This window comes from Stieleria mannarensis (assembly GCF_014154935.1).
GTDB classification, from domain to species: Bacteria; Planctomycetota; Planctomycetia; order Pirellulales; family Pirellulaceae; genus Stieleria; species Stieleria mannarensis.
This window is the reverse complement of sequence record NZ_JACEHH010000028.1, coordinates 1-25,590: the sequence shown is the minus strand read 5'-3', so window position 1 is coordinate 25,590 and position 25,590 is coordinate 1. Positions and strand designations below refer to the sequence as shown.

Annotated in this window: 20 protein-coding genes; 10 read left to right on the top strand and 10 right to left on the bottom strand. The window is 59.3% G+C overall.

Going from position 1 to position 25,590, the window contains the following annotated elements:
- The first annotated feature begins 64 nt into the window (after positions 1–64).
- Positions 65–2,059: a hypothetical protein gene (locus H1B37_RS18960; RefSeq protein ID WP_220498269.1), complete on the top strand. Its 1,995-nt coding sequence runs from the start codon at positions 65–67 to the stop codon at positions 2,057–2,059.
- Here the strand turns inward: H1B37_RS18960 and tmk are convergent.
- Positions 2,038–2,676, bottom strand: a complete 639-nt coding sequence (gene tmk / locus H1B37_RS18955; protein ID WP_182868236.1) for a dTMP kinase — start codon at positions 2,674–2,676, stop codon at positions 2,038–2,040. The two genes, H1B37_RS18960 and tmk, sit on opposite strands and share 22 nt — an antisense overlap.
- Before the next feature lie 388 nt (positions 2,677–3,064).
- On the opposite strand from tmk, the gene H1B37_RS33920 reads away from it, so the two are divergent.
- Complete coding sequence (locus H1B37_RS33920; RefSeq protein WP_286177896.1) at positions 3,065–3,211, top strand: hypothetical protein; 147 nt, start codon at positions 3,065–3,067, stop codon at positions 3,209–3,211.
- Between the two features lie 47 nt (positions 3,212–3,258).
- Here H1B37_RS33920 and H1B37_RS18945 read toward each other — a convergent pair whose 3' ends face one another.
- Together H1B37_RS18945 and H1B37_RS18940 are read right to left on the bottom strand one after the other, a co-directional pair.
- Complete coding sequence (locus H1B37_RS18945) at positions 3,259–4,284, bottom strand: helix-turn-helix transcriptional regulator (RefSeq protein ID WP_182868234.1); 1,026 nt, start codon at positions 4,282–4,284, stop codon at positions 3,259–3,261.
- An 835-nt stretch (positions 4,285–5,119) separates the two neighbouring features.
- Positions 5,120–5,779, bottom strand: a complete 660-nt coding sequence (locus tag H1B37_RS18940; protein ID WP_182868233.1) for a metallophosphoesterase family protein — start codon at positions 5,777–5,779, stop codon at positions 5,120–5,122.
- Between the two features lie 391 nt (positions 5,780–6,170).
- On the opposite strand from H1B37_RS18940, the gene H1B37_RS18935 reads away from it, so the two are divergent.
- From H1B37_RS18935 to H1B37_RS18920, 4 genes are all read left to right on the top strand, one after another.
- A complete protein-coding gene (locus tag H1B37_RS18935; protein WP_182868232.1) occupies positions 6,171–8,276 on the top strand; it encodes a vWA domain-containing protein in 2,106 nt (701 codons plus the stop codon).
- Between the two features lie 97 nt (positions 8,277–8,373).
- Positions 8,374–9,498 (top strand): hypothetical protein, encoded by a 1,125-nt coding sequence (locus tag H1B37_RS18930; RefSeq protein ID WP_286177895.1) that lies wholly within the window; start codon positions 8,374–8,376, stop codon positions 9,496–9,498.
- Between the two features lie 566 nt (positions 9,499–10,064).
- Positions 10,065–10,463: an HU family DNA-binding protein gene (locus H1B37_RS18925; RefSeq protein ID WP_182868231.1), complete on the top strand. Its 399-nt coding sequence runs from the start codon at positions 10,065–10,067 to the stop codon at positions 10,461–10,463.
- Between the two features lie 54 nt (positions 10,464–10,517).
- Positions 10,518–10,736 carry a hypothetical protein gene (locus tag H1B37_RS18920; protein ID WP_182868230.1) on the top strand — a complete coding sequence of 73 codons (219 nt, stop codon included), beginning with the start codon at positions 10,518–10,520 and terminating at the stop codon, positions 10,734–10,736.
- 155 nt (positions 10,737–10,891) lie between these two features.
- Here the strand turns inward: H1B37_RS18920 and H1B37_RS18915 are convergent, their stop codons facing one another.
- From H1B37_RS18915 to H1B37_RS18885, 7 genes are all read right to left on the bottom strand, one after another.
- The gene (locus tag H1B37_RS18915) at positions 10,892–12,535 is read right to left on the bottom strand and encodes a flagellar hook protein FlgE (RefSeq protein ID WP_182868229.1); all 1,644 of its coding nucleotides are present in this window, start codon (positions 12,533–12,535) and stop codon (positions 10,892–10,894) included.
- Positions 12,536–12,737: 202 nt separating this feature from the next.
- Positions 12,738–13,103, bottom strand: a complete 366-nt coding sequence (locus H1B37_RS18910) for a flagellar hook capping FlgD N-terminal domain-containing protein (RefSeq protein ID WP_220498268.1) — start codon at positions 13,101–13,103, stop codon at positions 12,738–12,740.
- A 10-nt stretch (positions 13,104–13,113) separates the two neighbouring features.
- Positions 13,114–15,045: a flagellar hook-length control protein FliK gene (locus H1B37_RS18905; RefSeq protein WP_182868227.1), complete on the bottom strand. Its 1,932-nt coding sequence runs from the start codon at positions 15,043–15,045 to the stop codon at positions 13,114–13,116.
- Positions 15,046–15,280: 235 nt separating this feature from the next.
- Positions 15,281–16,282, bottom strand: coding sequence for a sigma-54 interaction domain-containing protein (locus tag H1B37_RS18900; protein WP_182868226.1), 1,002 nt, complete (start codon positions 16,280–16,282; stop codon positions 15,281–15,283).
- A 5-nt stretch (positions 16,283–16,287) separates the two neighbouring features.
- Entirely contained in the window at positions 16,288–16,674 is a 387-nt protein-coding gene (locus H1B37_RS18895; protein WP_182868225.1) for a hypothetical protein, read from the bottom strand.
- On the bottom strand, positions 16,661–17,707 hold the full coding sequence (locus tag H1B37_RS18890; protein ID WP_182868224.1) for a tetratricopeptide repeat protein: 1,047 nt from the start codon (positions 17,705–17,707) through the stop codon (positions 16,661–16,663). The genes H1B37_RS18895 and H1B37_RS18890 overlap by 14 nt, the downstream gene beginning before the upstream one ends.
- The gene (locus tag H1B37_RS18885; protein WP_182868223.1) at positions 17,704–19,995 is read right to left on the bottom strand and encodes a hypothetical protein; all 2,292 of its coding nucleotides are present in this window, start codon (positions 19,993–19,995) and stop codon (positions 17,704–17,706) included. Before H1B37_RS18885 ends, H1B37_RS18890 begins: the two co-directional genes overlap by 4 nt.
- Before the next feature lie 213 nt (positions 19,996–20,208).
- On the opposite strand from H1B37_RS18885, the gene H1B37_RS18880 reads away from it, so the two are divergent.
- The 4 genes from H1B37_RS18880 to H1B37_RS18865 all read left to right on the top strand — a co-directional run bounded on the left by H1B37_RS18880 (position 20,209) and on the right by H1B37_RS18865 (position 25,143).
- Positions 20,209–20,502: a flagellar biosynthesis anti-sigma factor FlgM gene (locus tag H1B37_RS18880; protein WP_182868222.1), complete on the top strand. Its 294-nt coding sequence runs from the start codon at positions 20,209–20,211 to the stop codon at positions 20,500–20,502.
- A 94-nt stretch (positions 20,503–20,596) separates the two neighbouring features.
- On the top strand, positions 20,597–22,006 hold the full coding sequence (locus H1B37_RS18875; protein ID WP_182868221.1) for a flagellin N-terminal helical domain-containing protein: 1,410 nt from the start codon (positions 20,597–20,599) through the stop codon (positions 22,004–22,006).
- 693 nt (positions 22,007–22,699) lie between these two features.
- Positions 22,700–24,694, top strand: coding sequence for a flagellar filament capping protein FliD (fliD, locus tag H1B37_RS18870; protein WP_182868220.1), 1,995 nt, complete (start codon positions 22,700–22,702; stop codon positions 24,692–24,694).
- A gap of 38 nt (positions 24,695–24,732) precedes the next feature.
- Positions 24,733–25,143, top strand: coding sequence for a flagellar protein FliS (locus tag H1B37_RS18865; RefSeq protein WP_182868219.1), 411 nt, complete (start codon positions 24,733–24,735; stop codon positions 25,141–25,143).
- Positions 25,144–25,590: the final 447 nt, after the last annotated feature.

Here is a 25,590-nt window from a genome sequence, read left to right as displayed (position 1 = left end):
CGCGATATTAACTGTCCTGTGTTTTGCCGCTTCGGCCGGCGCGGGCATAAGCAGCGAAAACGTGGTGGTGGTCGTCAACGGCGACTCCACCGTCTCGCGGACCATCGCCAACCACTACATCGATGCACGAAAGATCCCGACCAAGAACGTGGTGGTTTTGGATGATGTCCCCGCGGGGCTTGAGATCGACTTGGAATCGTTTCGCGAGCGGATTCTCAAGCCGTTGCTGGCGGAAATCGATGCCCGCGGGATCTCGGCCCTGGCCCGCGTGATCGCCTACTCGGCGGACTTTCCCACCGCGATCAAGATTCCGTCCCATTGCGAAAAACTGACCGACCCGACGGCCAAGAAGTACCAGCTGCCGGTCGCATCGATCACGGGGCTGACCTATTTTTATCGCTACGTCATGGCCGACGATCCAGGCTACCTGAGCTTTGCGTCCAACTTGTACGCACGCGGAAAATTTGAACGCCATTTCCTGAATCCCTTCGCCGGTGACAAAAAAGCCGAATTCGAACAGGCGTCCGCATTGCAGAAGGAGCAGAAGTACGCCGAAGCGGCGGTGATCTGGAGGAAACTGCACGAAGAACATCCGAAAACGATGCCCGCGTTGGCGTTGCGAGCGGCCGAAGCGTATTCGCTCGACGGCCAAGCCGAGTCGGCGGTCGAGATGATCCGGGGGGCGTTGAAGGCCGGTTGGCGGTCTTCCAGCTACCTGACCGACACGCCGGAACTGGAAAAACACCTGGACGACCCGCAGCTTCAAAAGGCACTTCCGTATCTGGACGACAGTCCGATCGCATGGCAGGGCCCCCAGGCGTTCGCCTCCAACGTGGGTTGGACCCTGACCGGCAGCCCGGTCGCGATCAAAGAAGGCGGGATCCCCTACTTGTGCTCCTGTTCGTTGGCCGTTGTCCACCCCGGCGGTTCCACCCTCAGCGATGCCGTACGCGTTCTGTTGCGTGCCAGTAAGGGCGACCGCACCTTCCCCCGAGCCCGATTTGCGTTCAGCACGACCGGCGATGTCCGGTCAAAGACGCGCTATCCGGGGGTCGCCGACACCGTCGTGTACCTGCAAGAAAACGGATTCGAAACCGAGGTGTTTAATTCGGTCGTTCCCAGCAAAGAAGGTGCGATTGCGGGTTTGATGTTGGGGACCGCGTCGGCCGATGTGATGGCCAAGCCGTGGATCTTGGTCCGTGGATCGATCGCAGAAAACCTGACCAGTTTCGGTGCAGCCTTCGGCAATCGCTCGCAAACCAAACTGACCGCGTTTCTCAGTGCCGGTGCCGCGATGTCCAGCGGTACGGTCGCCGAACCGTATTCGTTGCAGTACAAGTTTCCCACACCGATGCTGTACGGGTATTACGCCCAAGGCCTGTCGGCGATCGAGTCGTTTTATCAGTCGGTGGCGTCGCCCTATCAATTGTTGATCGTGGGGGATCCCTTGGCACAGCCGTTTGCCAAAGCGCCCGATGAATTGGTCGAAGCGACCTTTGTCAGCGAAGGTAAACGTCGGCTCAGAATCCTGCGTCGCTCGATGCGATTGAAAGTCCCCAAGTCGCGCGCCGCCTCGATGGAGCTTTCCATCGATGATCGGATCTTTCAAGTCGTCCCGCTGACCGGTTCGGTGGACGTGAAAACGGTCGAAGTCAACTGGCCCGACAACACCTCGGGGATCTACGACGTTCGCGCCACATTAACCGGGCTGGATCGGACCGAACCGCGTGTCACGTTCTTGTCCGAAGTGGATGTTGATGGAGACCACCCCGCGCCGACGGCGACGATCACCGAGCCCCGCTCGGATGCCGACGGCTACGGCAACGACGGCAGCAACGCGACTGCGATCCAAGTCGAATTGGAATGTCCCGGTGCCGATCGGATCGAACTGCATCACTTGGGGAAAAGCGTCGCCACGGTCGACTCCGACCAAGGGACGGCGAGGGTCGAAACCAAGGCACTCGGCGGTGGCCCCTTGCGATTCCGCCCGATCGCGTTTTTCGGCGACAGCAAGGTCCGGGGCAAGACGCTGGTCGATCAACTGCAACCGCGCAAGTAATTTTCGACCGCCGCGCGAATCGCCGCCTGCACCTCTTGCGGCGGACGGTCGGCATCGATCACCGCAGTCGCGGGGCTGGAACGCGGCAGTTCCGCCAAAAACGCTTGGCGCACCGATTCCATGTACTCCGCGCCACGCGATTCCATCCGGTCGGCCGGTCGCCCGATCCGGCGCAGCGCCCGTTCGGCCGGCATGTCCAGCAACAGCGTCAGGTCGGGACGCAGCCCCCCATTGGCCAGGTCGCCGATCTGCCACAGCAAATCCGACGAAACCCCCGCCTGGGCATCCCCGATGCTTTGGTAAACCACGTTGGCCAATAAAAATCGATCGCTGATCACGCTGGTCCCGGCGGCCAGTGTCGGACGGATGGTCGATTCGACCATTTCGCAACGACTGGCCATAAACAGCATCGCCTCGGTTCGTCGGTGCATGGTCAACTCGCTCTCCAGCAACAATGCCCGTAACCGCTGGCCGATTTCCGAACTCCCCGGGTCACGCGTCGTAATGAAATCCAAATCGAATTCCCGCAACAGACTTTGCAGGCCTTGGATTTGCGTGGTTTTGCCGACGCCGTCGATTCCGTCGACGGTGATAAAATGTCCGGTTTTTTGAGGCATCGAAGGGTCTTGAGTGACGAAGAGGGGGAAAGATGGTCGGCCCGATTCGACCCGATGACGCCGGTCGACGGTAGGGGAAGGCGACTTTCGGCATCAAAAGGCGGCAACAAGTGATCAAACTCGCCCCCGCCCCCCCGGCAGGAGTGCTTCAGATCCGTAACGGAGCGGCTTCGGGATTTTAAGCTTGATTAATACAGACGGAAGGGATAAGTTCTTGCCCTTGCAGCCCTAGTCAATGGATTTCTCTTTTCAGGAGTGGCTGATGAGTTCAAACAGTCTTGTTCGCTTCACACGGTCTTGTCCTACGTGCGGTCGGCGAATTCAGATCCGTGGCTCGTTACTCGGTCGCATCGTTGCCTGCCGTCATTGCAATGCCGAATTTGTCGCGATGGTGTCCGACGACGCCAGCGGTTGCATGGATGATGCGCAGCGATTGATGGATCGGGTGGAATCGGCTTTGTCGCGCAGCCAGGCGCCGGTGATCGACAACCCGGTGATGGAGACGCCCGCTTCAACGACGACACCGGCGGGGTAACGGTCACTATCGGCTGGACAGACAATCGGCCGCGACCGGGGCGTCCGTCAGGCGTAATTGGCGACCATCGCACGCACCGATTCGGCCACCGTGTCTCGGAATTCCGTCGGTTCGATGACCTCCGCATCTGCCCCCAGCGACAGGACTTTGGGCAGGATTTCTCGGGGGTGGGCTGCCGGGACAGTCAGCAAGGTGGCGCCGTCGTCTAGTTCTTCCAGCGTTTGCTCGGGGTGCCAGGGATCTTCACGCAGGTAAGCGGCACTTCGTTTTCCCAAGCGAATTTTTACCAGCGTCGTCGAATCTCCCGAAAAGATCCCGATGCTGCTGCCGAGGTACTTCGAAAGGTTGATTTCGGGATCCGGCTTGAAGTATTCGTCCAGTAAGGTGGCGTGGTGAAAACGATCGAGTTTCCAGTTTCTTAGTCGCTGGCCTTTCTGCGCTGAATCGGACGCGGTCGTCGTCGGGACTGCGGCGACGATATAAATGCTGCTTTGGTAAACGGCCAAACCATAGGGTTCGATCTTTCGCGTCGACACCGGTTTGCCGATCGGTTCGTACTCGATTTCAACCAACCGGTGCTCCAGGATGGCCCGGTTGATGGTTTTGAGCATGCCCTCCTGGCGTTCATACGATTTGCTGGGTGAACCGAAGACGTGCAGGGCGGCGCGGTAGCGGGCGTAGTGGTCGAAGACGCCGTTGGGGACCGCTTCCTGAACTTTGTTCCAGAACGTTTCGATCCCGCGCCAGTATTGGGTGCCCATTAGCGGGTACAGCAGTTCGCGTCCGATCGACAATGCGATCAGCTCGGTCGCAGAAATCCCGATCTCGTGAACATCCGTTGTGTTCTGGCCCAGCTTGAACACCCGGCCGCGTTGCAGAGTTTCGGACTGGATGTCAAAGCCTGCCGCTTGCAGCGCTTCCAGATCGCGACGCACCGTGCGTTCGTGAAGTTTGGTCAGCCCTAGGTCGGCGACCAAATCGCCTCGCAACTCCTCCAGCGTGCGCCCGAACCGCGACAGTTCGAGCAGTTGAAGCAACTTGTGCTGGCGAATGAGTTGTTCGTTGCGTGCCATCGGGGGAAGCGTCTCCATACGAGTCACGACCGGAACAACACACGCCTAACGCGATTCGTCACCTCCCGGCCAGGAATTGAGGGACCGGATTCTACGCATCGACACCCGTCCAGAGCAGTGGTTTGCCAGATGCGAGCCCCAAAAAAACACCCCGCCCCGTCCACCCCAGGGTCTGTCCCCGTCCACCCCAGGGTCTGTCCCCGTCCACCCCAGGGTCTGTCCCCGTCCACCCCAGGGTCTGTCCCCATCCACTCCAGGGTCTGTCCCCGTCCACCCCAGGGTCTGTCCCCATCCACCCCAGGGTCTGTCCCCATCCACCCCAGGGTCTGTCCCCATCCACCCCAGGGTCTGTCCCCATCCACCCCAGGGTCTGTCCCCAGGCGTGAGATGGGTCATCTGCGCATCGACGGTCATTTGCGAAGGAATGGAGCTTTGGCGAAGCTGCGTAGGCAACCGGGCTGGCTGCGCTCGGGGGTCTGTCCCCGGCGGGCGCGGGTGACGGCGATAGGGGGTCTACACCCCGTCGGGCGCGGGGGCCTGCCCCCGTCCAGCCCAGGGTCTGTCCCCAGGCGTGAGATGAGTCATCTGCGCATCGACGGCCATTTGCGAAGGAATGGAGCTTTGGCGAAGCTGCGTAGGCAACCGGGCTGGCTGCTCTCGGGCGGGGGTCTGTCCCTGATCGCAGGGGTCTGTCCCTGATCGCGGGGGTCTGTCCCCGGTGGGCGCTGGGCGCGGGGGTCTGTCCCCGGTGGGCGCTGGGCGCGAGGGTCTGTCCCCAGATGGGCGGGGCAGGGAAAATGGGCGACTTGCGATGGATGCAAAACGTGGGGGGGGGCTATTGACGTAGTTCGCCTTTCTCGTTCGCTTGCCAGACCTGACGCGTGTTGACGTCCATTGCTGTCAACCAACCGCCGCCGTAACAGTAGGTGTCCAGGCAGATCAGATGCCCCGTGTCCAGGATCTCCCCGTCGCGATTGGCCGTGTGGCCGACCACGGCGGTCTTGCCACTTTGATGCCGCGTCGGGATCCCGTTGGTTAACGAATACCAGCGCAACAGTTCAATTTCCTGATCTTCCAGGGCAGCCTCGGGGTCGTACGCGGCATGGGTGAAGAAAAAGTCGCCCGCGACGTAAAAATCTCCCAGAGCGTCGAGGAATTGCTGGTGTTCAGACGGCAAGAAATCCAAGTCCCCATCAAAACCGTAACTCTCCAAGGTCTCGACGCCGCCATATCGCAACCACGCATGATGCGAGCCTCCATGATGCAGCACTTCCAGCATCATTTCTTCGTGATTGCCCAACACGCCGACCAACTGCGTCTGCTCACCCAGACGGATCAACGTCTCGATGACCCCACGAGAATCCGGCCCACGATCGATGTAGTCGCCCAGCGTCACCACCGTGTCGTCAGCGGTCGGCTGGACCGCATCCAGCAATGTTTCCAGGGCCGTGCGACAACCGTGAATATCTCCAATCGCGATCAGTCGTTGCGTCACAAATTCTCCTGAGTCGCCAGTGTTTGCGTGGATTCCAAAACTTCATCGCCGCACCGGCAAGAACGTCGATTCGTTTCCGCCCGCACCCGCTCCTCAGAAGGGGCTGGCGAAGCGGGGATGGGTACAAAGGGTGCCAAATCGGCGTTTCTTCGATAGAGTTCGGGTGAACAGGTGGTCTGAAAGCCGTTTCTACGTTGAAAGTTTGCGAAAGCTCAGCGAAACTGTCTAGGCAGTGAAGACGACGGAACTGCTTTCAGAGTGACAATTTACGTTCATGGAACGCCCATTTTGACGGCTCCGTCTCGGCCTCTGCTCCCGTTCGCCCCAGACCGCAACGTTGCGGCCCTTCGCTCAATCCTTCTCTGCAAGTTCTCCAGGATCGGATGTTAGCATGAGTACGACTGAATTTCCCAGCACTGAATCGGCCGAGTTTCCGGAGCGTGGCGACGGAGCGGCCGATCTGGACGACCAGGAAATGGAAACGGTCGACGCCTGGGATGAGGAGGAACTGGAAGAGGAGCCTGTCTTGCAGACCGACGAATCGGCTGCGTTTTTTGGCAGCATGGCCGTGCACATCTTGATCATCGTCTCGCTGGCGATCATGCCCAGCCAGGTTTTCAAGGAGGAAGAAGCGGTCGTCATCGTTTCGCCGCCGGTCGAATCCGAATCCGAACCACTGGTCGAGGAGGTCGTGTTCAGCGACATCCCGGAAATCGCGATCGGCACCAACAGCACTGCCGAATCCGAAATGGCGGACGCATCGGCGGAAATGTTCGCTGAGATCGCCGAGATCCCCAGTCCGGTCGAGCTCGAAAAAAGCGACCTAGGCGACATCGAAGTCAATCGGATCTTTTCTCAACCGATGGCTCCGATGGATCGTCTGACCGACCAAAAAGGCACCGTCGGCGAAGGCGCCAGCGGCGCCGCCGGCGCGGTGGACCGATTGACGTTCGAAATCCTGCAATCGATGGAAGAACGTCCGACCCTGGTCGTCTGGCTGTTCGACCAAAGTGGCTCGCTGCATCGCCAACGCCAGGAAATCCGTGACCGGTTCGACCGCATCTACGACGAACTGGGAATCCTGGCCGACGCCAAAGCGAAGGACGAAAAGGAACTCGCGGCACAGCGACGACGCGGGATGAACCACGACGCACAATTGCTGAACTCCGTGATCGGATTCGGTGAAACCATCACGCTGTACACCGAGACGCCGACCGAAGACGTCGATGAAATCAAACAGATCGTCGACAACATCGAAACCGATTCCTCGGGAACGGAACGGGTTTTCACCGCTGTCAAAAGCGCCGCCGAACAATACAAATCACTGCGGGTCAGACGTGGCGGCAACGAGCCTCAGCGCAACGTGCTGTTGATCGTCGTGACGGACGAACGCGGCGATGATGAACAGCAAGTCGAAGACGCGATCGAGATCTGTCGCAAGTACGGAATGCCGGTTCACATCATCGGGGTCCCCGCCCCATTCGGACGACGCGAAACGCTGGTCAAGTACATCGATCCGGATCCGAAATACGACCAATCCCCGCAGTGGGCACCGGTCAGTCAAGGCCCCGAATCGTTTTTGCCCGAGCGTGTTCAGCTGCCGTTCACCGCGAACTTTGAAGAAGAGCCGACGATCGACAGCGGTTTCGGCCCCTACGCGTTGACACGGTTGAGCTATGAAACCGGCGGGATCTACTTCAACGTGCACCCCAACCGCAACGTTTCCCGCCGTGTCAACAAACGCGATGTCGCCGCCTATGCGTCCGACATGCAATACTTCTTTGACCCGGTCGCGATGTCGCGGTATCGCCCCGACTATTTGTCGCCGCGCGATTATGTCGCCAAAGTCAAATCGAGTCCGCTGCGGACCGCCCTGGTGACCGCCGCCCAAATGAAACCGGTCACCGGGATCACCCGCCCCCGATTGCGGTTCATCGGTACCGACCAAGCGAGACTTTCGGGCGACCTGTCGCGGGCTCAACAGGATGCCGCCCGGCTGGAACAACCTCTCGGCCGCATGGCAATGACATTGGAACCGGGAATGAAGTATCGCGACAGCGAGGAAAGCCCGCGTTGGCGTGCCGGGTTCGACCTGGCGATGGGTCGCGTGCTGGCCCAGAAAGTTCGCACGGAAACCTACAACGCGATGCTGGCCAAAGCCAAATTGGGGATGTCGTTTGAAAAGGAGAAAAATAACACCTGGGTCCTGGAAGCCAGCGACGAAGTCACCGTCGGCAGCAAGTGGAAACGCGAAGCGGACACCGCCCGAATGCTGCTCGAAACGGTCGTCAACGAGCACCCCGGAACCCCCTGGGAATTGCTCGCCAAGAAGGAACTGGAGGTGCCGATCGGTTGGACGTGGACGGAAGATTTCACCGACCTTTCCCCGCCGCCGCGACGCAATCCCGGTAACAACAACAATCCCCCGCGGCCCGCTCGCGATGACCAAAAACGGATGCTCAAAAAGGCCCCCAAGCGACCGGTGCCAAAGCTGTAGCCGGCTGTCGAAAACTCTCTTTCGCCCCCGGGTTGGGATTTGATACCTAGAGACGAGTTGACGATCAAATCGACTCGATATCCAGGGAAACCAACCGATGATGCGTCCCTCCCGACGTTCGTTTGCCGCGTTTTGCACCGCCGCCGTTGTCGCCGGCCTGACCTCCGCACCATCCGAAGCCGCCCCGCCGAGCCTGTTGAAGCTGTTTGGCAAGGCCCAACCGATCGACCAAGCCGACTCGTTCTTGCTGAGCGAAGAAGACGGACCGTGGCTGTTGTTGGCAACGACCTTTGTCGGTGAAGACGCCAAGGATCGCGCCCAACGCGCCGCGGTGGAAATCCGCAACGAGTTGCGATTGCCGGCGTTCATCTACAAAGAAGAGTTCAATTTCACCGGCACCGCAGGCCAGGACACCGCGACCGGTCGACGAGCCCGCTATGCCAACCCGCACCAATACCAAGCCTATGCGGTTTTGGTGGGCGAATACGACTCGGTCAACCACGAAAGCATCGATGAGGACCTGGACCGATTGAAGTCGGCCGACCTGGACGTGTTCCGCGACCCCGATGACGTTGCCGCCGAATACAACACCGATTCACCGGCGTCGATGATCAAGGCGTTCGGAGAGCAGTTGTTCAAAACGCGGAAAGGCCGCGGACGCAACCCGATGGCCGCCGCCTTCGTCACCCGCAACCCGCTGTTGCCCGAATCGTTTTTCCAGCAACCCGAAGTCGACTCGTTCGTCAAGCAACTGAACGAAGGCCTGGACTACAGCCTGCTGGAAGCCGACGGAAAATTCACCGTCGTGGTGCGAACCTTCAACGCTTGCGGAACCATCTTGGGCGCGAAAAACCAAGACAAGTTCAAGCCGAGCGAAGAACGGATGGCCAAGTTTGCCCGCCAGGCCGCCAAAATGGTCAAAGAGCTTCGCAAGCAGGGTGAAGAAGCCTACCAATACCACGACCGCGACCGATCTGTCGTCACCATCGGAAGCTTCGACTCACTGGGACGCGAACTGCCCGGCGGTGGATTCCAATACGAGCCTGAGATCCGCCGGTTGATGCAACAATACAGCGCCCTAAACGCATCGCACGCCAAACACGTGCCCGGCCGCCAAGGCGTCGCTGCCAACCACGTCGCGATGATCCCCTTCGACGTCCAACCGACTCCGATCGCAATTCCCAAGGCCAGTAAACGAAGCCTGTACAGCTCGCTGCGATAGCCTTTGCGCGGCCCCGCAACACTCCTTGGTGACCACCCTGCTTTTCGGAGGGCGTGCGGTTGTTGAAATCAACCCTCCCTGGCAGGGAGGGTCGAGCGTAGCGAGGGGAGGAATTTCTTCTGGTGTCTGAGTGCACTCGAGCGACAGCAATCTTTCCCCGCGTCGTCGCTCACTCCACCGCGCCCCTTCCAGGGGGATGATCAATCCGTTGCGGCAATGATTCGACCGCTTAGCTTGATGTGGATGCCCCGCTCCGAGCGTATGCCCCCCACCGCGACCGTTCCTGCCGGGAACGTTGAAACACTTTCGCGACACTCCGCAATTCCGCCCGCAACAATTTTTCCGGTTATCCGGAATGTTTCAAGAATCCGGCGTCCGGGTGCCGACAACCATACCAAGAGCGGCCTGAATCGCCAGAGATCCGCCCCCTTTCACTTGGGGGCGTTGGCTTGACGCCCGCCTCCCGCGGCCCTATGCTTCGGCCTTTAAGTTGAAAGCGTGCAAAGGGTTACATCATTCGCCCTCAAGCACAATTTGGGTCGGCGGAGAGCCAGCAGGAGTCGGGTGTGACCAAGAAAGACATCGTTCGAACGATTTCTGACGAAGTAGGCCTAACGCAACAACAGACCAAGAAGATCGTCCAACGGACTTTCGATTCGATCATTGAGACACTCGTCCGCGAGGGTCGGATCGAATTGAGGAATTTTGGCGTCTTTGAAGTCAAACCGAGGGCTGCACGCCGGGCGCGCAACCCACGGACAGGCGACGAGGTGATCGTACCGGAAAAGTATGTCGTCACCTTCAAGCCTGGTAAGTACATGGAGGTCCGGGTCCAGGACGCCGAACTCGATGGTCACCACGACAGCTTGTCAGGTGAGCACGGTCCAGCGAACTCGGCCGCCCCGACCCCCGAACCCGAAACCATGCCTTCCAACAAGAACTCCGGTCGCTGGGACGAAGACTGAATCGTCGTCACAGGGGTCGTGGCCCAACAGAAAACGTTCACGGAGGAACGTCCTATGCGTCGCTTGTTCCAAATCACCCTGCTGGCCGTCTGCGTGAGCAGCTCCGTCGGATGCTTCCTTCCGATCTACTCACCACGCCCCGAGCGTCGTGTCCAGCAGCTGCTGTATACCTCTGAAGACATGCGGTCGGTGATCGACGAATGGGAACGTTTCTGGTTCCTCGATTCGCCCAGCCACCTGACGCCGATCCGAACTCACGGCGGCATCATGTAACAAACGCGTCGACGAAACGCCTTGGGCCTGAAACTCCCAAGGCGTTTGTCGTTGATTGTCGGCTGAACGGCAGTGGACGACGCGAGGAATCGCGGCATCTTGCGATCCAAGCTAGTCGCCGAAACTCGTGGCGACTTCCGCTACCGTTAAGAATGCTAACGGATGATGTTGGTCAGCTCTTCCAGCATTTCATCCGACACGGTGATCGTCCTGGCGTTGGCGCTGAAACCACGTTGGGCCACGATCAACTGCGTGAACTCTTGGGCGATGTCCACGTTGGATCGCTCCAGCTGGCCGCCCCTGATCTGGCCGCGATTCCCGGCCATCCCGCTCCCCAGCGATGCCTCACCGCTACTCATCGATTGCTTGAAGTAATTGTTGCCCACGGCGTCGAGTGCATTGGGATTGCTAAACGATGCGATGGCAAGCTGAGCCAACGGGACCGCGCGACCATTAGACGCCAATCCCGTCAGTTCTCCGGTCGTCGAAACGGCGACCGACGTCAACGAGCCCGGCGGAATGCCGTCTTGCATTTGCGTGATCGAGAAATCGGTGGCGAGGTGGCTGAGCCCGGAGAAATCCAAGGCAATCTCTTGGGGCGCGGTGATCCCATTGAACTGGATTTCGATGTTCGCATCCCCCACTCCCGTCAATCCGGCCAACCCGTAGCTGCCATCTTCGTTGAAGGTCAGGTTGTAGACCGAGTCGTCCAGCAGGACGCCGGATTCGGCGCGAATGTCAGCGGTCACCGTCCAGGTGTTTTCGGTCTGCTTCAGAAAGTCGAAATTGATGCGATGACTCTCGCCCCGCACATCAAACACTTCCATCGACAATTCGAACGTGTCGCCGCTGCTGCCCTGGGTGCTAAGGAACATCGAGTTGGCGGAGAAGCTTGACCCGCCGACGTTCCCCGAGGCATCACGCAGCAGTAGACTGAGAAACCCTTCGCCGGTCGTGTCCGAGGTCACCGAAAGCGAACCATCCGCGGCCAACGCGGCGGTAGCGCCGGTCAGGGTGGCATTGAGCGTGTCGACCAGATCCTGCAACGTCGCCGTTTCCGCGTCCAGGTTCACGGCGAACGGAGTGCCATCGGGATTGGTGCCCGAGATTTCGATCACATCGCCGGCAACGTAAGTAGCCGTGTTGATCGTCAAATCGGACAGCAGGGTCGTCCCATCGGCGGTTCCCGATGCAGTCTCGAATCCGGTGTATGACTGCAACACCTCGGCGACGGGCGGAGAGGAGCTTGACGGCAGATTGCCGGTGAAGTTCACCATGCTGCTTGCTTCTCCCGCGATCGGGGCACCGATCGGAACGTTGATGTAGCTTTCGCCGACATCTTGAAAGGCAACGCCGCCGTCAGACCCTTCGCCGACATCTCCCATTCGCTGCACCAAGTAGCCGGTCGCCGGATCGACCAGGCGGCCGTTGGCATCCAAAGAAAATGCCCCTGCACGCGAATACACGTTTTCATTGGCCTGGCCCGCCAAGGTGAAGAACCCCTCGCCCTCGATCGCAAAGTCAAAGATCTGCGACGTCGACTCCAATGTTCCTTGCGTAAAGTTCCGGGTGATCTGCGCCATTTGAACCCCGGTTCCGACCGCTTGTGGGTTGATCCCGCCGCTGTCGTCGGTCGCCGCCGACGCGCCGCGGGCGACGTTGTACATCAGGTCGCTGAACACGGTCGACTGGGTTTTAAAGCCCACCGTGTTCATGTTCGCCAAGTTGTTGGCGACGACGTCAAGTTTTTGTTGATGAGTGCGGAGTCCGGTGATGCCGGTCATCAAGGATCTAGACATAGGTTGCCCCTAAAAATGAAAAGTGGTGGTCGGTTGAAAGTGATATCAAAGGTTAAATATTGAGACGTCTTCGTTGCACAACGCCAACTCGACGTCGCTACGCTCGCCAGAGCGTGGGAAACGCCGGGCACACCTTCTGGCAAAGGCAGCGACGATTGGCCGGCGATTCGAAATGCTGCTCATGCATCGATACACAGCTGAACTAGCCGGCCTCGGTCACCCGAGCGATCCGATCCAGTGATACGGTCTGCCCCTCGACGAGCACTTGGATGGAATCGTCGATGTTGAAAACGTCGGTCGCGACGCCGGATTTGACCTCGCCCGATGCCTCGTCGATGTAGTCGACCGACTTGCCGATCAGGTTGACCCCCTGGGTCAATTCCTGAAGCTCCATGTACTGGCTGAACGATGCGTTCAAGTTCTCGATCCCTTCCAGGATGGAAAACTGTGTCAAGTCGTTGATCAGACCTTCTTGGTCGACCGGATCGACCGGATCCTGGTGCTGAAGCTGGACGGTCAGCAACTGAAAGTAGTCGACCGAAGCGGTTTGCGAAGTGATTCCTTCCACGTGATTCTCCTTAGGCCACAATGTTCACGCCGCCGCCGGACACCGATTCTCGGCTCACGATCGACTGCGTTTGTGATTTTGATTGATAACGATGATCTGAAGGCCGCTGCTGGCCCTCCGATTCGCCCGACGATTGTTCTTGGTACGAAATATTGACGTCCGATGCCTCGAAGCCGGCGTCAGCCAGTGCGTCCATCAATTGATCGCGGTGGCTGAGCAACAGTTCGCTGGTCACGTACTCGGTCGCAATGATCTGTGTCTCGATCGCTTGATCGGTCTGCGTGACGTGAATCTTCAATGTCCCTAACTCAGCCGGATGAACTTCCAACCGTACAGTTTGACCATCGAGTTGTAAGCTCGTTCGCATCGCCTCATGAATCACCTCGGCCGTCTTCTTGACGGCTTCGGGTGATGCCGGTGAACTCTGAATGAACTCTTCCAACGACAGCGTGTCAAAGATCTCCTGGTCAACAACCGCGTCCATTCCGACGTCGATTGGTCCGTCCATCGGAACGATCGCCGGCGATTCATTGGTCAACGGATTCGAATCGGCCAACTCCGCTGAAACGATCGGCTCAAACGGGCTACCGCGACGCGACTGCCGGTCGCCGAACTCCGCCGCCCCTCCTGATTCGATCGGCAGCGAATCCTGCAAGATCGAATCGGTAGAGCGGTCTCCCGAATCATCGAATTCAACCGGATCGGCCGCATCGTCGATCATCTCCGTCGCCTGTTTGGCAGCATTGACGGCCGGTGCATGGGTCTGAGCCGAATCACTGGCCGTTTCACCCGCCACCTCGGCCGCGGAAGTGGCTGCGGTCTGCGGGGGAACGTCATTGACTTGCTCGGTGCTGCGTGATGCACTCGCATCCTGATCGACGGCATCCGTCATCGCGGCTTGATCAACCACGACATCGCCTTCGATCACAGGCAGTGCGTGATCCGATGCGCCGGTCGCTTGCATCGCATCGGCCCCTTCGGCGCTCTCACCGGTCAATCCATCCGCGGTTTTTCCGAACGTAGGGTCTGTTGCCGCGATTGGAGTCTCGACAGCTCCGGTCGTCGATTCAGTTGCTGCGGCACTGGTGCTTGCTTGGCCAGTTGGATCAACCGATCTGTTCCTTGCGGCATCGATGGCCAGAGGATCTGCGACATTTGCCGCGGCACGCTCTTGTTCGTTCGATGCAGCCACCACTCCCGGCAGCTCAGCGGCATTCTGCGGGACGTCGTTGGCCACGTCTGCTGAATCGAATACCTCCGACGCCGATGCGTCATGTTCGGCACTTCGCGGTCCTTCGGCATCTGCAACGCCGTGCCGCGGGGAATCAAACGAGGCTTCCGATCCGGCCGCAAGTGATGCCACCGGGCCATCCGTCACCGGGCCATCGGTCACGGAATCGATTCCCTCTTCCGCCACCGCCGACGGGAAATCATCATCCACCGGAGTGTTATTGGCGGCGGCGTCCGTTTCAACGGTTCCAACTGCGGTGCCGACGTCCGAACTGGCCGCATCGGTTGACGCGTTGACGTCGATGCTGGCCTGGGTCGCATCGAGATCCACCGCGCTGGGTGAGTGATTCCCCGTGTCGATCGGCTGTGTCACCAGCGGGTACCCCGACAACAGCACTGCATCGCGCTGTGAGTCGAACTCAGCGACCGTCTCCGCTTGGCCGTTCAACTCCGCATCGGCGTTGCCTCGGCCCAACTCTTGGTGGGCGAATGGCTTCGTCGATTGTGATGCCTGTGCGAGATCGGATGCCGGTGTGACCAGCTCAGACGTGACCGAAGCCGACTGGCCGTTTGCCGCCGCGGACATATCGACTTGGCTGACCGGATCTGCTTGAGTCAGGAGTCGTTTCGCGACCGAATCGAACGACTCGGATCCCCCCGCCGATCGATCCTGCTTCGGGGATGCCGACGCTTTGCTCGGGCAAGACGCCATGCATGGGAAATCGAAAAAGTGGTTTGCCATTTGTTCCTCAAAGTGAGCTTCACACCGCCGGCGCGTCCGAAGACGTGCCGGCGTAGCACTTGGCAAACGCTGTGCCAAACTCACCAGAGACGCAAAAAGGCGTCGTTGAGGGCGGGTCAATTACGCAGAACGATCAACCCGCATTTCAGAAAATGACTCAAGTGCCGGAGGCGGCAAAACCTGCACCATCGGTGGCAATTCTTTCCTAGGCCGCCCTGCGATCTTCGCCGTCGAGTTCGCGATATCGCTTGATCTTGTTGGTCAACGTCCGCGGCGAAACCCCAAGTTTCTCCGCGACAAGACGTCGGTTACCGAAACGATCGATGGCCGCCGTGATGATCTGCCGCTCAACCTCTTCTAAATGCGTGTGCAGCCAATGTTCCGGCAAGGCGGGATCGGCGTCACCGCCAGCTTGCCGGTGTTCGTCACGCCCGCGATCGTGCCGCCGATCACGCCGGTCGTCGCTCTCGGGCAACCCCAAGTGCTCGACGCCGATTCGCGGCCCGTCGGCGAGCACGCAGGCGCGGTGGATCACGTTTCGCAGTTCACGAACGTTTCCCGGCCAATCGTGACGCGACAGTGCCTTCATCGCTGCCGCATCCAAACCTTCCACGTCGGCCTCGCCTTCGCAGCGAAACTGTTTCACGAAGTGCATTGCCAGCGGCGGGATGTCACCGAGCCGTTCACGCAACGGTGGAATGACGATCTCGATGACGTTGATGCGATGAAACAAGTCCAATCGAAAGTTGCCGTCCTCGATCTCCTGATGAAGATCGCGATTGGAGGCCGCGATGATTCGAACGTCGTGCTCAATCGGGGTGCTGTTGCCGACACGTTCGAAGCGTTTCGATTCCAACACGCGCAGCAATTTCGCCTGGGACGCGACTGGGATCTCGCTGACCTCATCCAGCATCAAGGTACCATCGCCGGCCAATTCGAAGCGTCCTTGACGCGTGGCGACGGCGCCGGAAAAGGCTCCTTTTTCATGCCCGAAGAGTTCGCTTTCGAGCAGATTCTCTGGCAACGCGGCGCAGTTGAGCGTCACCAAGGCCTTGGACGCTCTGGGACTGGACTGATGAATCAATTGGGCGAACAGCTCCTTTCCGGTTCCGCTCTCACCGGTCAGCAAGACCGGCGCACTGGAACGAGCCGCCCGCTCGGCGAACTTGATCAGCTGTTTGATTTTTGGCGATTGGGTAATGATCATCCAAGTTAGCTGTGATTGTTTCCTCGATAGGCGTTTTGCATTTGCACGGCACGAACGCTTCCTTGGATTTTGGGGAACAGGCGACGCAACGAATCGACCGACGCCTTCTCCAGACCCGCTAACTTTGGCATCAGCGACTTCACCACATCGATGGTCTCGTCGGTCAGGTTCTTGATTTGCCCGCTCGCGTGCTCGTGCTGCTCCTGGTAGCGCTGTCGAAGCGGACGCAACACGTCTTCGGTCTGTTTAATCTCTTTCATCTGCTCGCCGATCGTTTCGACGCCGCCGCCGGGTTCGCGACCGACGGTGTCGACAATCTCATTCAGCCGTTCGTACTGCTGCTTCAAACGAACGGTGTATTCGATCAACGTCTGTTCTTCACTGGGAGACATATTGGTTGGACCTTTCAAGGAGGGCATCGAATTCCGCCGACACATCACTGAATTTTTTCTGAGTCCCATCGGACGACTCGGCGTACTTGAGCCACCACTTGGCCGCCTGGACGGGATAATCCGAGGACTCTTCGTTGGCGATGTCACGCAGCGTCCCTTGAGCTTTTTCGTACTCGCCCCGCTTGCGTTGACACAACGCGATCAACAGGTCCAACCATGTTCGATCGGACTGCGAAAGCCTTTCGACCGGGACGGATCGGAATGCCTTCAGCGCCGATTCATAATTCCCGGTTCGGTACAGGCTTTCGCCGAGGGCCAAGGCGTTGACGGGGTTGGGCAAAAGTCGCTCGGCAGCCACCGACCCCTCGGACGCTTCGTCCTCTGCCGCGGGCTCGACGGCCGCCGGTTGCTCCAGACTTTCCTCGATTGAAGAAAGCGTCGACTCGGTCACGGCGGCCCCGCTGCTCGCGTCGCTTTCAACGATATTTCCTCGGGGCGGCTCCAACTGAGGTGTGCCGGTTCCTCCGGGAATCGGTTCGGCTTGCCCGGCCGACATCGCCATCGCCCGGTCGCGGCGAAGCCGTTGCAGGATCCGAATCCGCTCGCGAATCTCCGACAGACTGCGGGATGAATTCTGGGCCGGTCCACCCGAGCCCTGTCCCCCCGACTGCTGACCGCCCGCGGTTGCGGTGTCCGTTTCGACCGCACCCTGCCCGGGAACCCAAACGCTTCTCGGCGCCGGAGTCTGTGACTGCTCGGCGGCCGACTGGCGTTCCCGCCGTGCTTGTTGCGTCCGCTTGATCAGCGCTTCCAAACGCTCTTGAACTCCCTGATCGGCCGCGGCTTCGTCTGCCATGATCGACCGCAACGACGTCGGGCCATCGGCCGGCGACTGGGCACACAAAGGACTGATCGGGCCGACGGGGCTGATCGGGCCGGTGATGGCGACGACAAAGACCAGCGTCAAACTGCGAAGCAAAACGTTCCAGATCACTTGGCTGCATCCCGTTGATGATTGTGTTTGTGCATTCATGGTGTCACCGTCGATCCCTGGTCGCCCGACGCCGCGTCGCCCTCGGTCCCCGGCAACAGACCGGCAAAGCACAACGCCGCAGCGTAGTGATCCCCCGATTTCTGGAGCGTTTCACCGAGTTTTTCCAGCGCGTCGGATTGAATGGTCTGGTCCACCTGCATGGCGAGGATCCGGCGGCAAATGGATTCACTCTGCTCCAGATTCCCCATGTCCAGCTGAATCGAAGCGTGCAGGTACAACACTTCCGGCAATAGATCGGCCGACACCGTCGCGAACGACTCGATCGTGGCGTTGGCTTGATCCAAGTCCAACGACTTGTAATGCATTTCCGCCAATTGCAGGCGAATCCGTTCGTTCCAGTAGCCGGCGGGCGCGGTATCCAGGGCCGCATTCAGGTTGTCGATCGCCTTGGACCGCAATCCGACCGCCGCATAGGCCTTGGATACGATCAGCGAATCGGCAAACGAAACCATGTCCTCGGGTTGAAGAGCCGCCAGCGCCAACACGACGCGTTGCCCTTCGTCTTGCAAGCCGTGTTTGGGGCCCACGTGCTGGAACCGCGCGAAGGAAGAAAACACGCTCGCCAATCGCTGCAACGCCCCACCGGCCAAATCGCCAGAAACGTCAAACAGAACCGAATTGGCGGAATACGGGTCATCGGTCAACAAATAGGCCCGGGCCAGCGTCATCGCGGTTCGCGCCAACACGGCCGGGTCGTCCGCTCGACGCATCCCTCGCGAAGCGGCCGTGATCGACTTGGACAACTGCCCGAATTCCAACTCCAAATCCGCGATCATCGCGTAGATTTCCGACTGAAGCGTTGGAGACAGAGTTTGGTCCAGGGCCATGTAGCTCGCATGCAGTGCGTTCAAGCTGTCACCCTGCACCAGCGACAGCGAGGCTTCATTGAAATACAGGTCGGCATTCAATTCATGAGCCGGCCCGGCCTCGCGCGCCGCACGGTACTTGTCGGCGGCAAGGTCCCACCCGCCGGACAAACGAACATTATTCCCGTCGTTCATGATCGCCGCCACCCGTTCGACGCCTTCAAGGTAGTCCAACTGCACTCGCTGCAACATCCGCTGGGTACGGGCGAGATCGTAGGAAGCCAAATCGCGCGCGGTCAGTTCCCCTCGAGTCATGATCGTCAACGCACCTTCGGATTGGCTCCACGACAGCTCCATCGACTCGAGCGCTTGATCGAGCAGCAACGACACCGCCATGACCGGCGCGTTGACATTGGCCAACCGCCCCACCAACGACAACTTCGCCTTTTCGGTGACCGTGATCTGCAAGCCCGACAAACGCTGCAATTCCGAAATCAGCTTCAGCACCGAGACGCCTTTCAAATGAGCTTGCACCAGCACCAACGACACGTCGCCCTCGTAGTTCTGCAGCAGCTTTAGCCCCGACCCGGGATTGACCGGCACCCCTTCGGGCGACTCCCAGTCGGCCAGGGCCAGCATGGAATCCACCGCGACGGGGACCCAGTGGTATTCCATCGGCTCCTTCTGAAGGGCTTCGACGACCACTTCGTTGGCGAGCAGTCGCCGCTGCAGGCAGTCCGCCAGCTGATGCACAATTGTTTGCCGAATGATTTTCGGGTACCCGTCATGGGAATAAACCAGAAACAGCTCACTCAACAGCGAGATCGCCTCGCCCAATTGACCTTGACTCTCCCACAGACGAGCCAAGCCCAACAGGCTGGCCAGTTGCTGCACCGAGCCCTTTTCCGCCACCCGAATCGCACTGTGATAGTGTTTCTCGGCCTGCTCATGCAAACCGGCCAATTCTGACGCCAGCCCCAATCGGATCAACACGGCGACATCGACTGGCACGTTGGCTTGCTGCCAAAGCTTGTTGTAATGCTTGACCGCACCGATCGAGTTGCCGCCGGCCAGCAATCGGTCGCCCAGTTCGAGCACGCCGAAATCGATCGGCTGGCTGCGTTGCGTCGCCGGGCGGACGTCATTCCAGATCCCCGCGACGTTATCGGATTCCGCCAGCGGCCTCTGAGACCCAGGCCCCTGAGCCCCAGGCCCCTGAGCCCCAGGCCCCTGAGGGTCATCCCTCACCGAGCCGTCAACGTCATCGGACGCAAACGGAGAAAGCTGCTCGGCGCCCGCCCGGGCGCTTGTTTCACTGACCGGCAGCGACTCTGGCAGCAACTCCGACTCGGCGGACGACTGGACGTCCGGCTGGGCTTCGGAGGGCCAATTGTAGACCAGCCCGCCGACCGCACCGATCGCCAGAAAGACTGACACCCACAAGACTTCCGATCGAAACACCGCGTCTGCATCCTACATAAGAACTTGCCCCGATCGCTCAGAGCGGGGCACCTAAAAGCGATCCGATCGGCGCATTCCGGACATGCGCGATCGTCCCTTTATTCGCTACGACTGTATCGACTAAAAAAGCTTTGCGGCTTAAGGATTTTATACGCAAGTTCGTCACGGGCCTCTCGACAACCCATTTCAGTCACCCATTGCGGAGAGAGAAGAATGAGAATCAACCCCATTGGAAATTCGCAGCCCGCTCAATACAAGCGGCTCGATTCCCAGTCGACGGCCCAGCAGAACGAGACGTCATCGCCGACCCAGGCGACGGCGGCCCCGTCTACGACCGCCTCGACGTCGATTCAACTTGATTCGATCCGCGATTTATCACAGGTCCTCAAGCAGTCAGCTGATGTGCGAGAGTCCGTGGTGGAAGCAGTCAAACTGAAACTACAAACCGGTGAATACCTGACCAAAGAGGCTGCGGCCGAGACGGCCAGGTCGATTCTCGATTTGTAAGCTTGCCGGGAATCTCCCAAATACGCAAGTGCCACGGATGCACTCATTGTCACGGACGTTTCTTTGAATCCTTAATCCAGAGTAAGCAAGAGAAATGAGCTTAACAATAACCAACAACGTCGGCGCTCTGAATGCCCGCAACAATCTGAACCGATCTTCGAACGCGTTGAACAAGTCGATCGAACGACTGTCGACGGGTTTCAAAGTCAACCGGGGTGCAGACGGCCCTGCCGCTCTGGTGATTTCGGAGAAACAACGTGCACAGATCGCCGGTCTGCGGACCGCCATCGACAACACCGAAAAAGCGGTCGCCGTCGTGCAAACCGCCGAAGGTGCACTGAACGAAATCAACAGCATCTTGATCAAAGTTCGCTCGCTGGCACTCGATTCGGCAAACTCGGGCGTCAACGACGCCGACGCGTTCGCCGCCAACCAAGCGGAAATCGACAACGCACTGGACACCATCAACCGAATCGCCGCAAACACCCAGTTCGGTGAAAAAGCGTTGCTGGACGGTTCGGCCGGTGTCACCGGTTCGGCCTCCGACGCTGACGTCACCTTCCTCAAGGGCGGCAGCAACACCAGCGACGGAACCTACGCCGTCGAAGTGACCACCGCAGGTGAACGAGCCAACATCACCGCCGGCACCTCGCAAACCGGCAACCTGGCTGCCGACGAAGTCCTCTCGGTCAACGGCGTCAGCATCACGCTGAACTCCGGTCTCAGCCGAGCCGGTGTGGTCGCTCGTATCAACGAATTCACCGACCAAACCGGTGTCGTCGCCGAAGACATCTCCGGCGGAACCCGCCTGCGTTCGATCGAATTCGGCTCCGACGCCGAGATCGAAGTCGTCTCCGATACCGCTGCTTCGGCAACGTCCTCCGGATTCGGCACCACGCTCGATACCGACCAAGGTCTTACCGTTATCGGTACCATTGATGGCGTCGCCGCTACCGGCAAAGGCAACACGCTGACCAGCGTTTCCGGTGCGTCCAAAGGTACCGTGGTTCGCATCGGCGAAGGCTCCGACGCGGCACTGACCGCATCCGGTGCTCAAGGCAACGTTTCGATCCAGAACAATGCTCTGGTTTTCCAAATCGGTGCCAACCAGAACCAGACGGCTCAAATCTCGGTCCAATCGGTCAACGCCGACGCACTCGGTGTCGCCGTGACGGGATCGAAGTTCAACAGCTTGGACGAAATCGACGTCACGTCGTTTGACAACGCTCAAGACGCCTTGAAGGTGATCGACTCCGCAATCGACGAACTGTCCAACATGCGTGGCGAACTCGGTGCGTTCCAATCGAACACGCTCGAATCGATCGCCAACAACATGCGATCGACGCTGGAAAACACCGTCAACGCCGAGTCGGTCATCCGCGACACGGATTTCGCCGAAGAAATCTCGAAATTCACCAACAACCAAATCTTGGTGCAAGCGGGAACGTCGGTTCTGTCCAGTGCGAACCAAACCTCGCAGTCGGTTCTGTCGCTGTTGCAGTAAGACGAATCGATCAGAAAGTCACCGCCCGAGGCGGGGAAATCCACCCCTTCCCCTCTCGGCGGCCCGGTCAGCGTGCTCTCCGCGATCACACCGCCCATCAGTTCGGCGGTGCGGCCGCGGCGGGCACGCTGACTTTGTTGTTAGGCCGGCGAACGCTGCAGGTTCGGCCGGTTGATTGAGTGAGCCGTAAGGCACTCGGGGGCTGTCGGTTTGGTCAAAATGAACAGGATAACGATCAGCCGGTGGGCGCTAGCCCGGATTATTCATTAGCCGATGAGCGCTAGCTCACGGTTCATGTGCTTCCACCGCGCTTGGCGGAGGAACCGCACGCTGGCGCGTGGCGGCTGAGCTCAATAGGTGATGATCCGATTAGATCAACCGGCCGGGTTGTCGCCGGCACGATCCGCCTGGAATGTGAAACCGTAGCCGTCCTCCGGATTAGCAGTGGAGGTTTACCGTCGGATCGGGCTTTTGCGCTAACATCGCAATGCAAGCGGCCTACGGTTCCGATGGAACGGTTCGGGGGTGAGACCAGAACGGACTCGCGATGTCATCAACTTGGATGATTTTTTCCTGTCAGGGCGCTGAGCTCTTTGGCTGCCGGTATTTGAATCTTCACTCGCAGCCTGAGATCCCGCTTCTTGACGCCATGTACGGCCCACGCGGCTACACCTCGCCAGAAGATAATTGACGATGTTCAATATTGACGGGATCGTTTCTGGTTTTGACACGACCAGCATCATCGAAAGCCTGCTCGGTTTCCAGCAGACCCAGATCGATACATTCAATTCGCGGAAGGCGGAAGTCACCACGAAGCAGACGACGTTCAAGGGCATCGAAGCCCAGCTCGTCACCCTGCAGTCGTCTCTGAGCCGCCTGAACCGGGCGACCAACTCGGTGTTCGATGCGCGGACCGCATCAAGCACCAACGAAGACGTGGTCACCGCGACGGCCGGCAGCGGCGCCATCGCCGCCAACTACCAAATCAGCGTCGAACAACTTGCGTCGGCCCACCAGATCGCTTCACAAGGCTTCTCGTCGACGAGCGAACAGATCGCCACCGGCGACATTACCTTCAAAGTCGGCGACCGCGCCGAACAGACGATCACGATCAACGAGAGCAACAACACGCTCAAAGGTTTCGTCAACACCATCAACGAGCAGGTCCAGGATCTCAACGCCAGCGTGATCTTTGATCAGGCCGCCGGCTCGCATCGCATCCTGCTGTCTTCCAAACACACCGGCGCGGCCAACACCATCTCGGTCACCAGCGGCCAAGATCCGCTGACCGGAGTGCTGCCGGACTTTTCCGGCCCCGCCGTGCAACCCCCGCTCAACGCGATCGTCAAACTCGGCTCCGGTGTCGGTGCGATCTCCGCCGAGTACGATTCCAACACGGTCGACGGATTGATCGAAAACGTCACGTTGGAACTCAACCAGGCCGACCCGGGCGCCGTGATCAACATCGATATCGAAACCGACACCGAATCGGCCAAAGAGGCGGTACAAGGTTTCGTCGACAACTTCAACGCGATCATCGAGTTCATCGACACCCAATCGCAATACAATCCCGAAACCGAAGTCGCCAACCCGCTGCTGGGCGATCGCTCGGCCAGCACGATCAAGAACAAACTGCTGACGATCGTGTCGGAATCGGTCCCCGGTTCCGGATTGGCACGGCTGAGTGAAATCGGGATCGATCTGGACCTGAAAGGCAAACTTGCGATCGATTCGGTGAAACTGGACCAGGCGCTCAAAGGTGAGTTGGAAGGCGTCGATGCCGGCGAAATCCGCAATCTGTTCGGGCTCAACGGCGCCTCGACCAGTTCCGGCATCCGGTTCCTCGGTGGCACCGCCCGCACTCAACCGTCCGAAACGCCGTATGAAGTCGACATCACTCAAGCCGCCGAACAGGCCTTGGTGACCGCGACCAACGCCGCCGCGGCCAGCATTGTCGTCGACGGCTCCAACGACAGCTTTGAAATCACCGTGGACAGTGTCGTCAGCGAGACGTTGACCCTGAACCATGGCACCTACACCACCGAAGAATTGGCCGCACACCTGCAATCGGTCATCAACAGCTCCTCCACCCTGGGTGTCCACGAAGTGGAGGTCAGCGTCGGCAGCGACAATCGACTGAGCATCACGACCGAGGCCTACGGTTCGGCCGCCAACGTCTCCAGCCTTAGCGGAACGGCCGCCTCCATCCTGGGATTCGATGGCAGCGAAAATGATGCCGGCCAGGATGTCGCCGGACGATTCCTTGTCGGTGGCGTGGAAGAAATCGCCAAGGGCACCGGGCGAATCCTCAGCGGCGACCCGGACAACGAAAACACCGCCGACCTGCGTGTCGAAGTCACGCTGACGGCCGCCCAAATCGTTGCCGGCAGCGAGGCCGAACTGACGATCACGCAAGGCGTCACCGGACGCCTGAATGACTACATCCGCGGCGTCTTGGATGCCGACACCGGATTGCTGAAAACGGTCAACGAAACGTTCGAATCCCGCATCGCGTCAATCGATCAATCCATCGAAAAGGTCGAAGCATTGACGGAATCCAAACGCGAATACCTGATCGCCGAATTCACCGCCCTGGAAAGCATCATCAACGAACTCCAGACCACCGGCAACTTCATTTCGACTCAACTGACATCGCTGGGCAACTTCAGCAACAACAGCAAGAAATAGCAGCTTTCAAAAAACCGTTCACGCACAGGGGATCATCAATGGAACAGCTAAAGACGTATCAACGGACGAGTATCAAACGCGGTTGGACCCGAGTGGACATGCTGCTGATGCTCTATGACCGCGCTATCGAATCCATCGAGGCCTGCGAAATCGCAACCGAGGCCGGCGATCCGGCGCTGCTGGCGAAGCACGAACTGGCGATGCGCAAAACCATCATGACCATTCATGCGGGACTGAAGCCCGATGAAGACGAAGTCGCCTTCAACATCGCGCGACTGCTGCACTTCGTCATGATCCGTTTCGATGAAAAGGACTTCGGGACCTGCATCAAGCTGCTCCGCCAGATCCGCGACGGGTTCGCCCAAGTCGCCGACCAGGCCAACGAAATGGAACGTCAAGGCGTGATCCCCGCGCTGCCCGAAACCGATACCTTCGAATCCATCGCCTGATTTCCAGGCAGATCTCTTTGTGCGTCGTCACCGATCTCGCTGACTCTCGTGAACGTCAGTAAGACCGAATGCGGAGCGGTCTGGAGACGTCGAGAGCTTCCGTTACGAATCTCGGTACTTCCAGGAATTTAGTGGCAGATTTCTCAGGACCGAGGTTTTTTGAGGCATTTTTGCGATGTCCGAATGGGCGGAGCGACGACGAAACGTCGGTTCAAATGACACTCCGCCGGCGCGCGGTCCTGCGGAGGGCACGAAGCACCTTCGGCGCATCGCAGACCAGGCTTTCCTTGGCGGGTTGCTCCTCAGCCGCAGGCCGCCTCCGCTTCATCCGGCGTCGCCATCCTACCGAACAGGACCTTCGGACATCGTAGTCATCCCTCAAAAAACCTTCCCCGAGAATCCGAGAGCAGCCACTAAGTTCTCGGAAGAACCCGATGGGTTCTTCCG

Coding starts and splice junctions, on each gene's coding strand:
- tmk (WP_182868236.1), bottom strand. CDS start 2,676: ATGCCTCAAAAAACCGGACATTTTATCACCGTCGACGGAATCGACGGC.
- H1B37_RS33920 (WP_286177896.1), top strand. CDS start 3,065: ATGGTGTCCGACGACGCCAGCGGTTGCATGGATGATGCGCAGCGATTG.
- H1B37_RS18945 (WP_182868234.1), bottom strand. CDS start 4,284: ATGGCACGCAACGAACAACTCATTCGCCAGCACAAGTTGCTTCAACTG.
- H1B37_RS18935 (WP_182868232.1), top strand. CDS start 6,171: ATGAGTACGACTGAATTTCCCAGCACTGAATCGGCCGAGTTTCCGGAG.
- H1B37_RS18930 (WP_286177895.1), top strand. CDS start 8,374: ATGATGCGTCCCTCCCGACGTTCGTTTGCCGCGTTTTGCACCGCCGCC.
- H1B37_RS18920 (WP_182868230.1), top strand. CDS start 10,518: ATGCGTCGCTTGTTCCAAATCACCCTGCTGGCCGTCTGCGTGAGCAGC.
- H1B37_RS18915 (WP_182868229.1), bottom strand. CDS start 12,535: ATGTCTAGATCCTTGATGACCGGCATCACCGGACTCCGCACTCATCAA.
- H1B37_RS18905 (WP_182868227.1), bottom strand. CDS start 15,045: ATGGCGTCTTGCCCGAGCAAAGCGTCGGCATCCCCGAAGCAGGATCGA.
- H1B37_RS18900 (WP_182868226.1), bottom strand. CDS start 16,282: ATGATCATTACCCAATCGCCAAAAATCAAACAGCTGATCAAGTTCGCC.
- H1B37_RS18895 (WP_182868225.1), bottom strand. CDS start 16,674: ATGTCTCCCAGTGAAGAACAGACGTTGATCGAATACACCGTTCGTTTG.
- H1B37_RS18890 (WP_182868224.1), bottom strand. CDS start 17,707: ATGAATGCACAAACACAATCATCAACGGGATGCAGCCAAGTGATCTGG.
- H1B37_RS18880 (WP_182868222.1), top strand. CDS start 20,209: ATGAGAATCAACCCCATTGGAAATTCGCAGCCCGCTCAATACAAGCGG.
- H1B37_RS18875 (WP_182868221.1), top strand. CDS start 20,597: ATGAGCTTAACAATAACCAACAACGTCGGCGCTCTGAATGCCCGCAAC.
- fliD (WP_182868220.1), top strand. CDS start 22,700: ATGTTCAATATTGACGGGATCGTTTCTGGTTTTGACACGACCAGCATC.
- H1B37_RS18865 (WP_182868219.1), top strand. CDS start 24,733: ATGGAACAGCTAAAGACGTATCAACGGACGAGTATCAAACGCGGTTGG.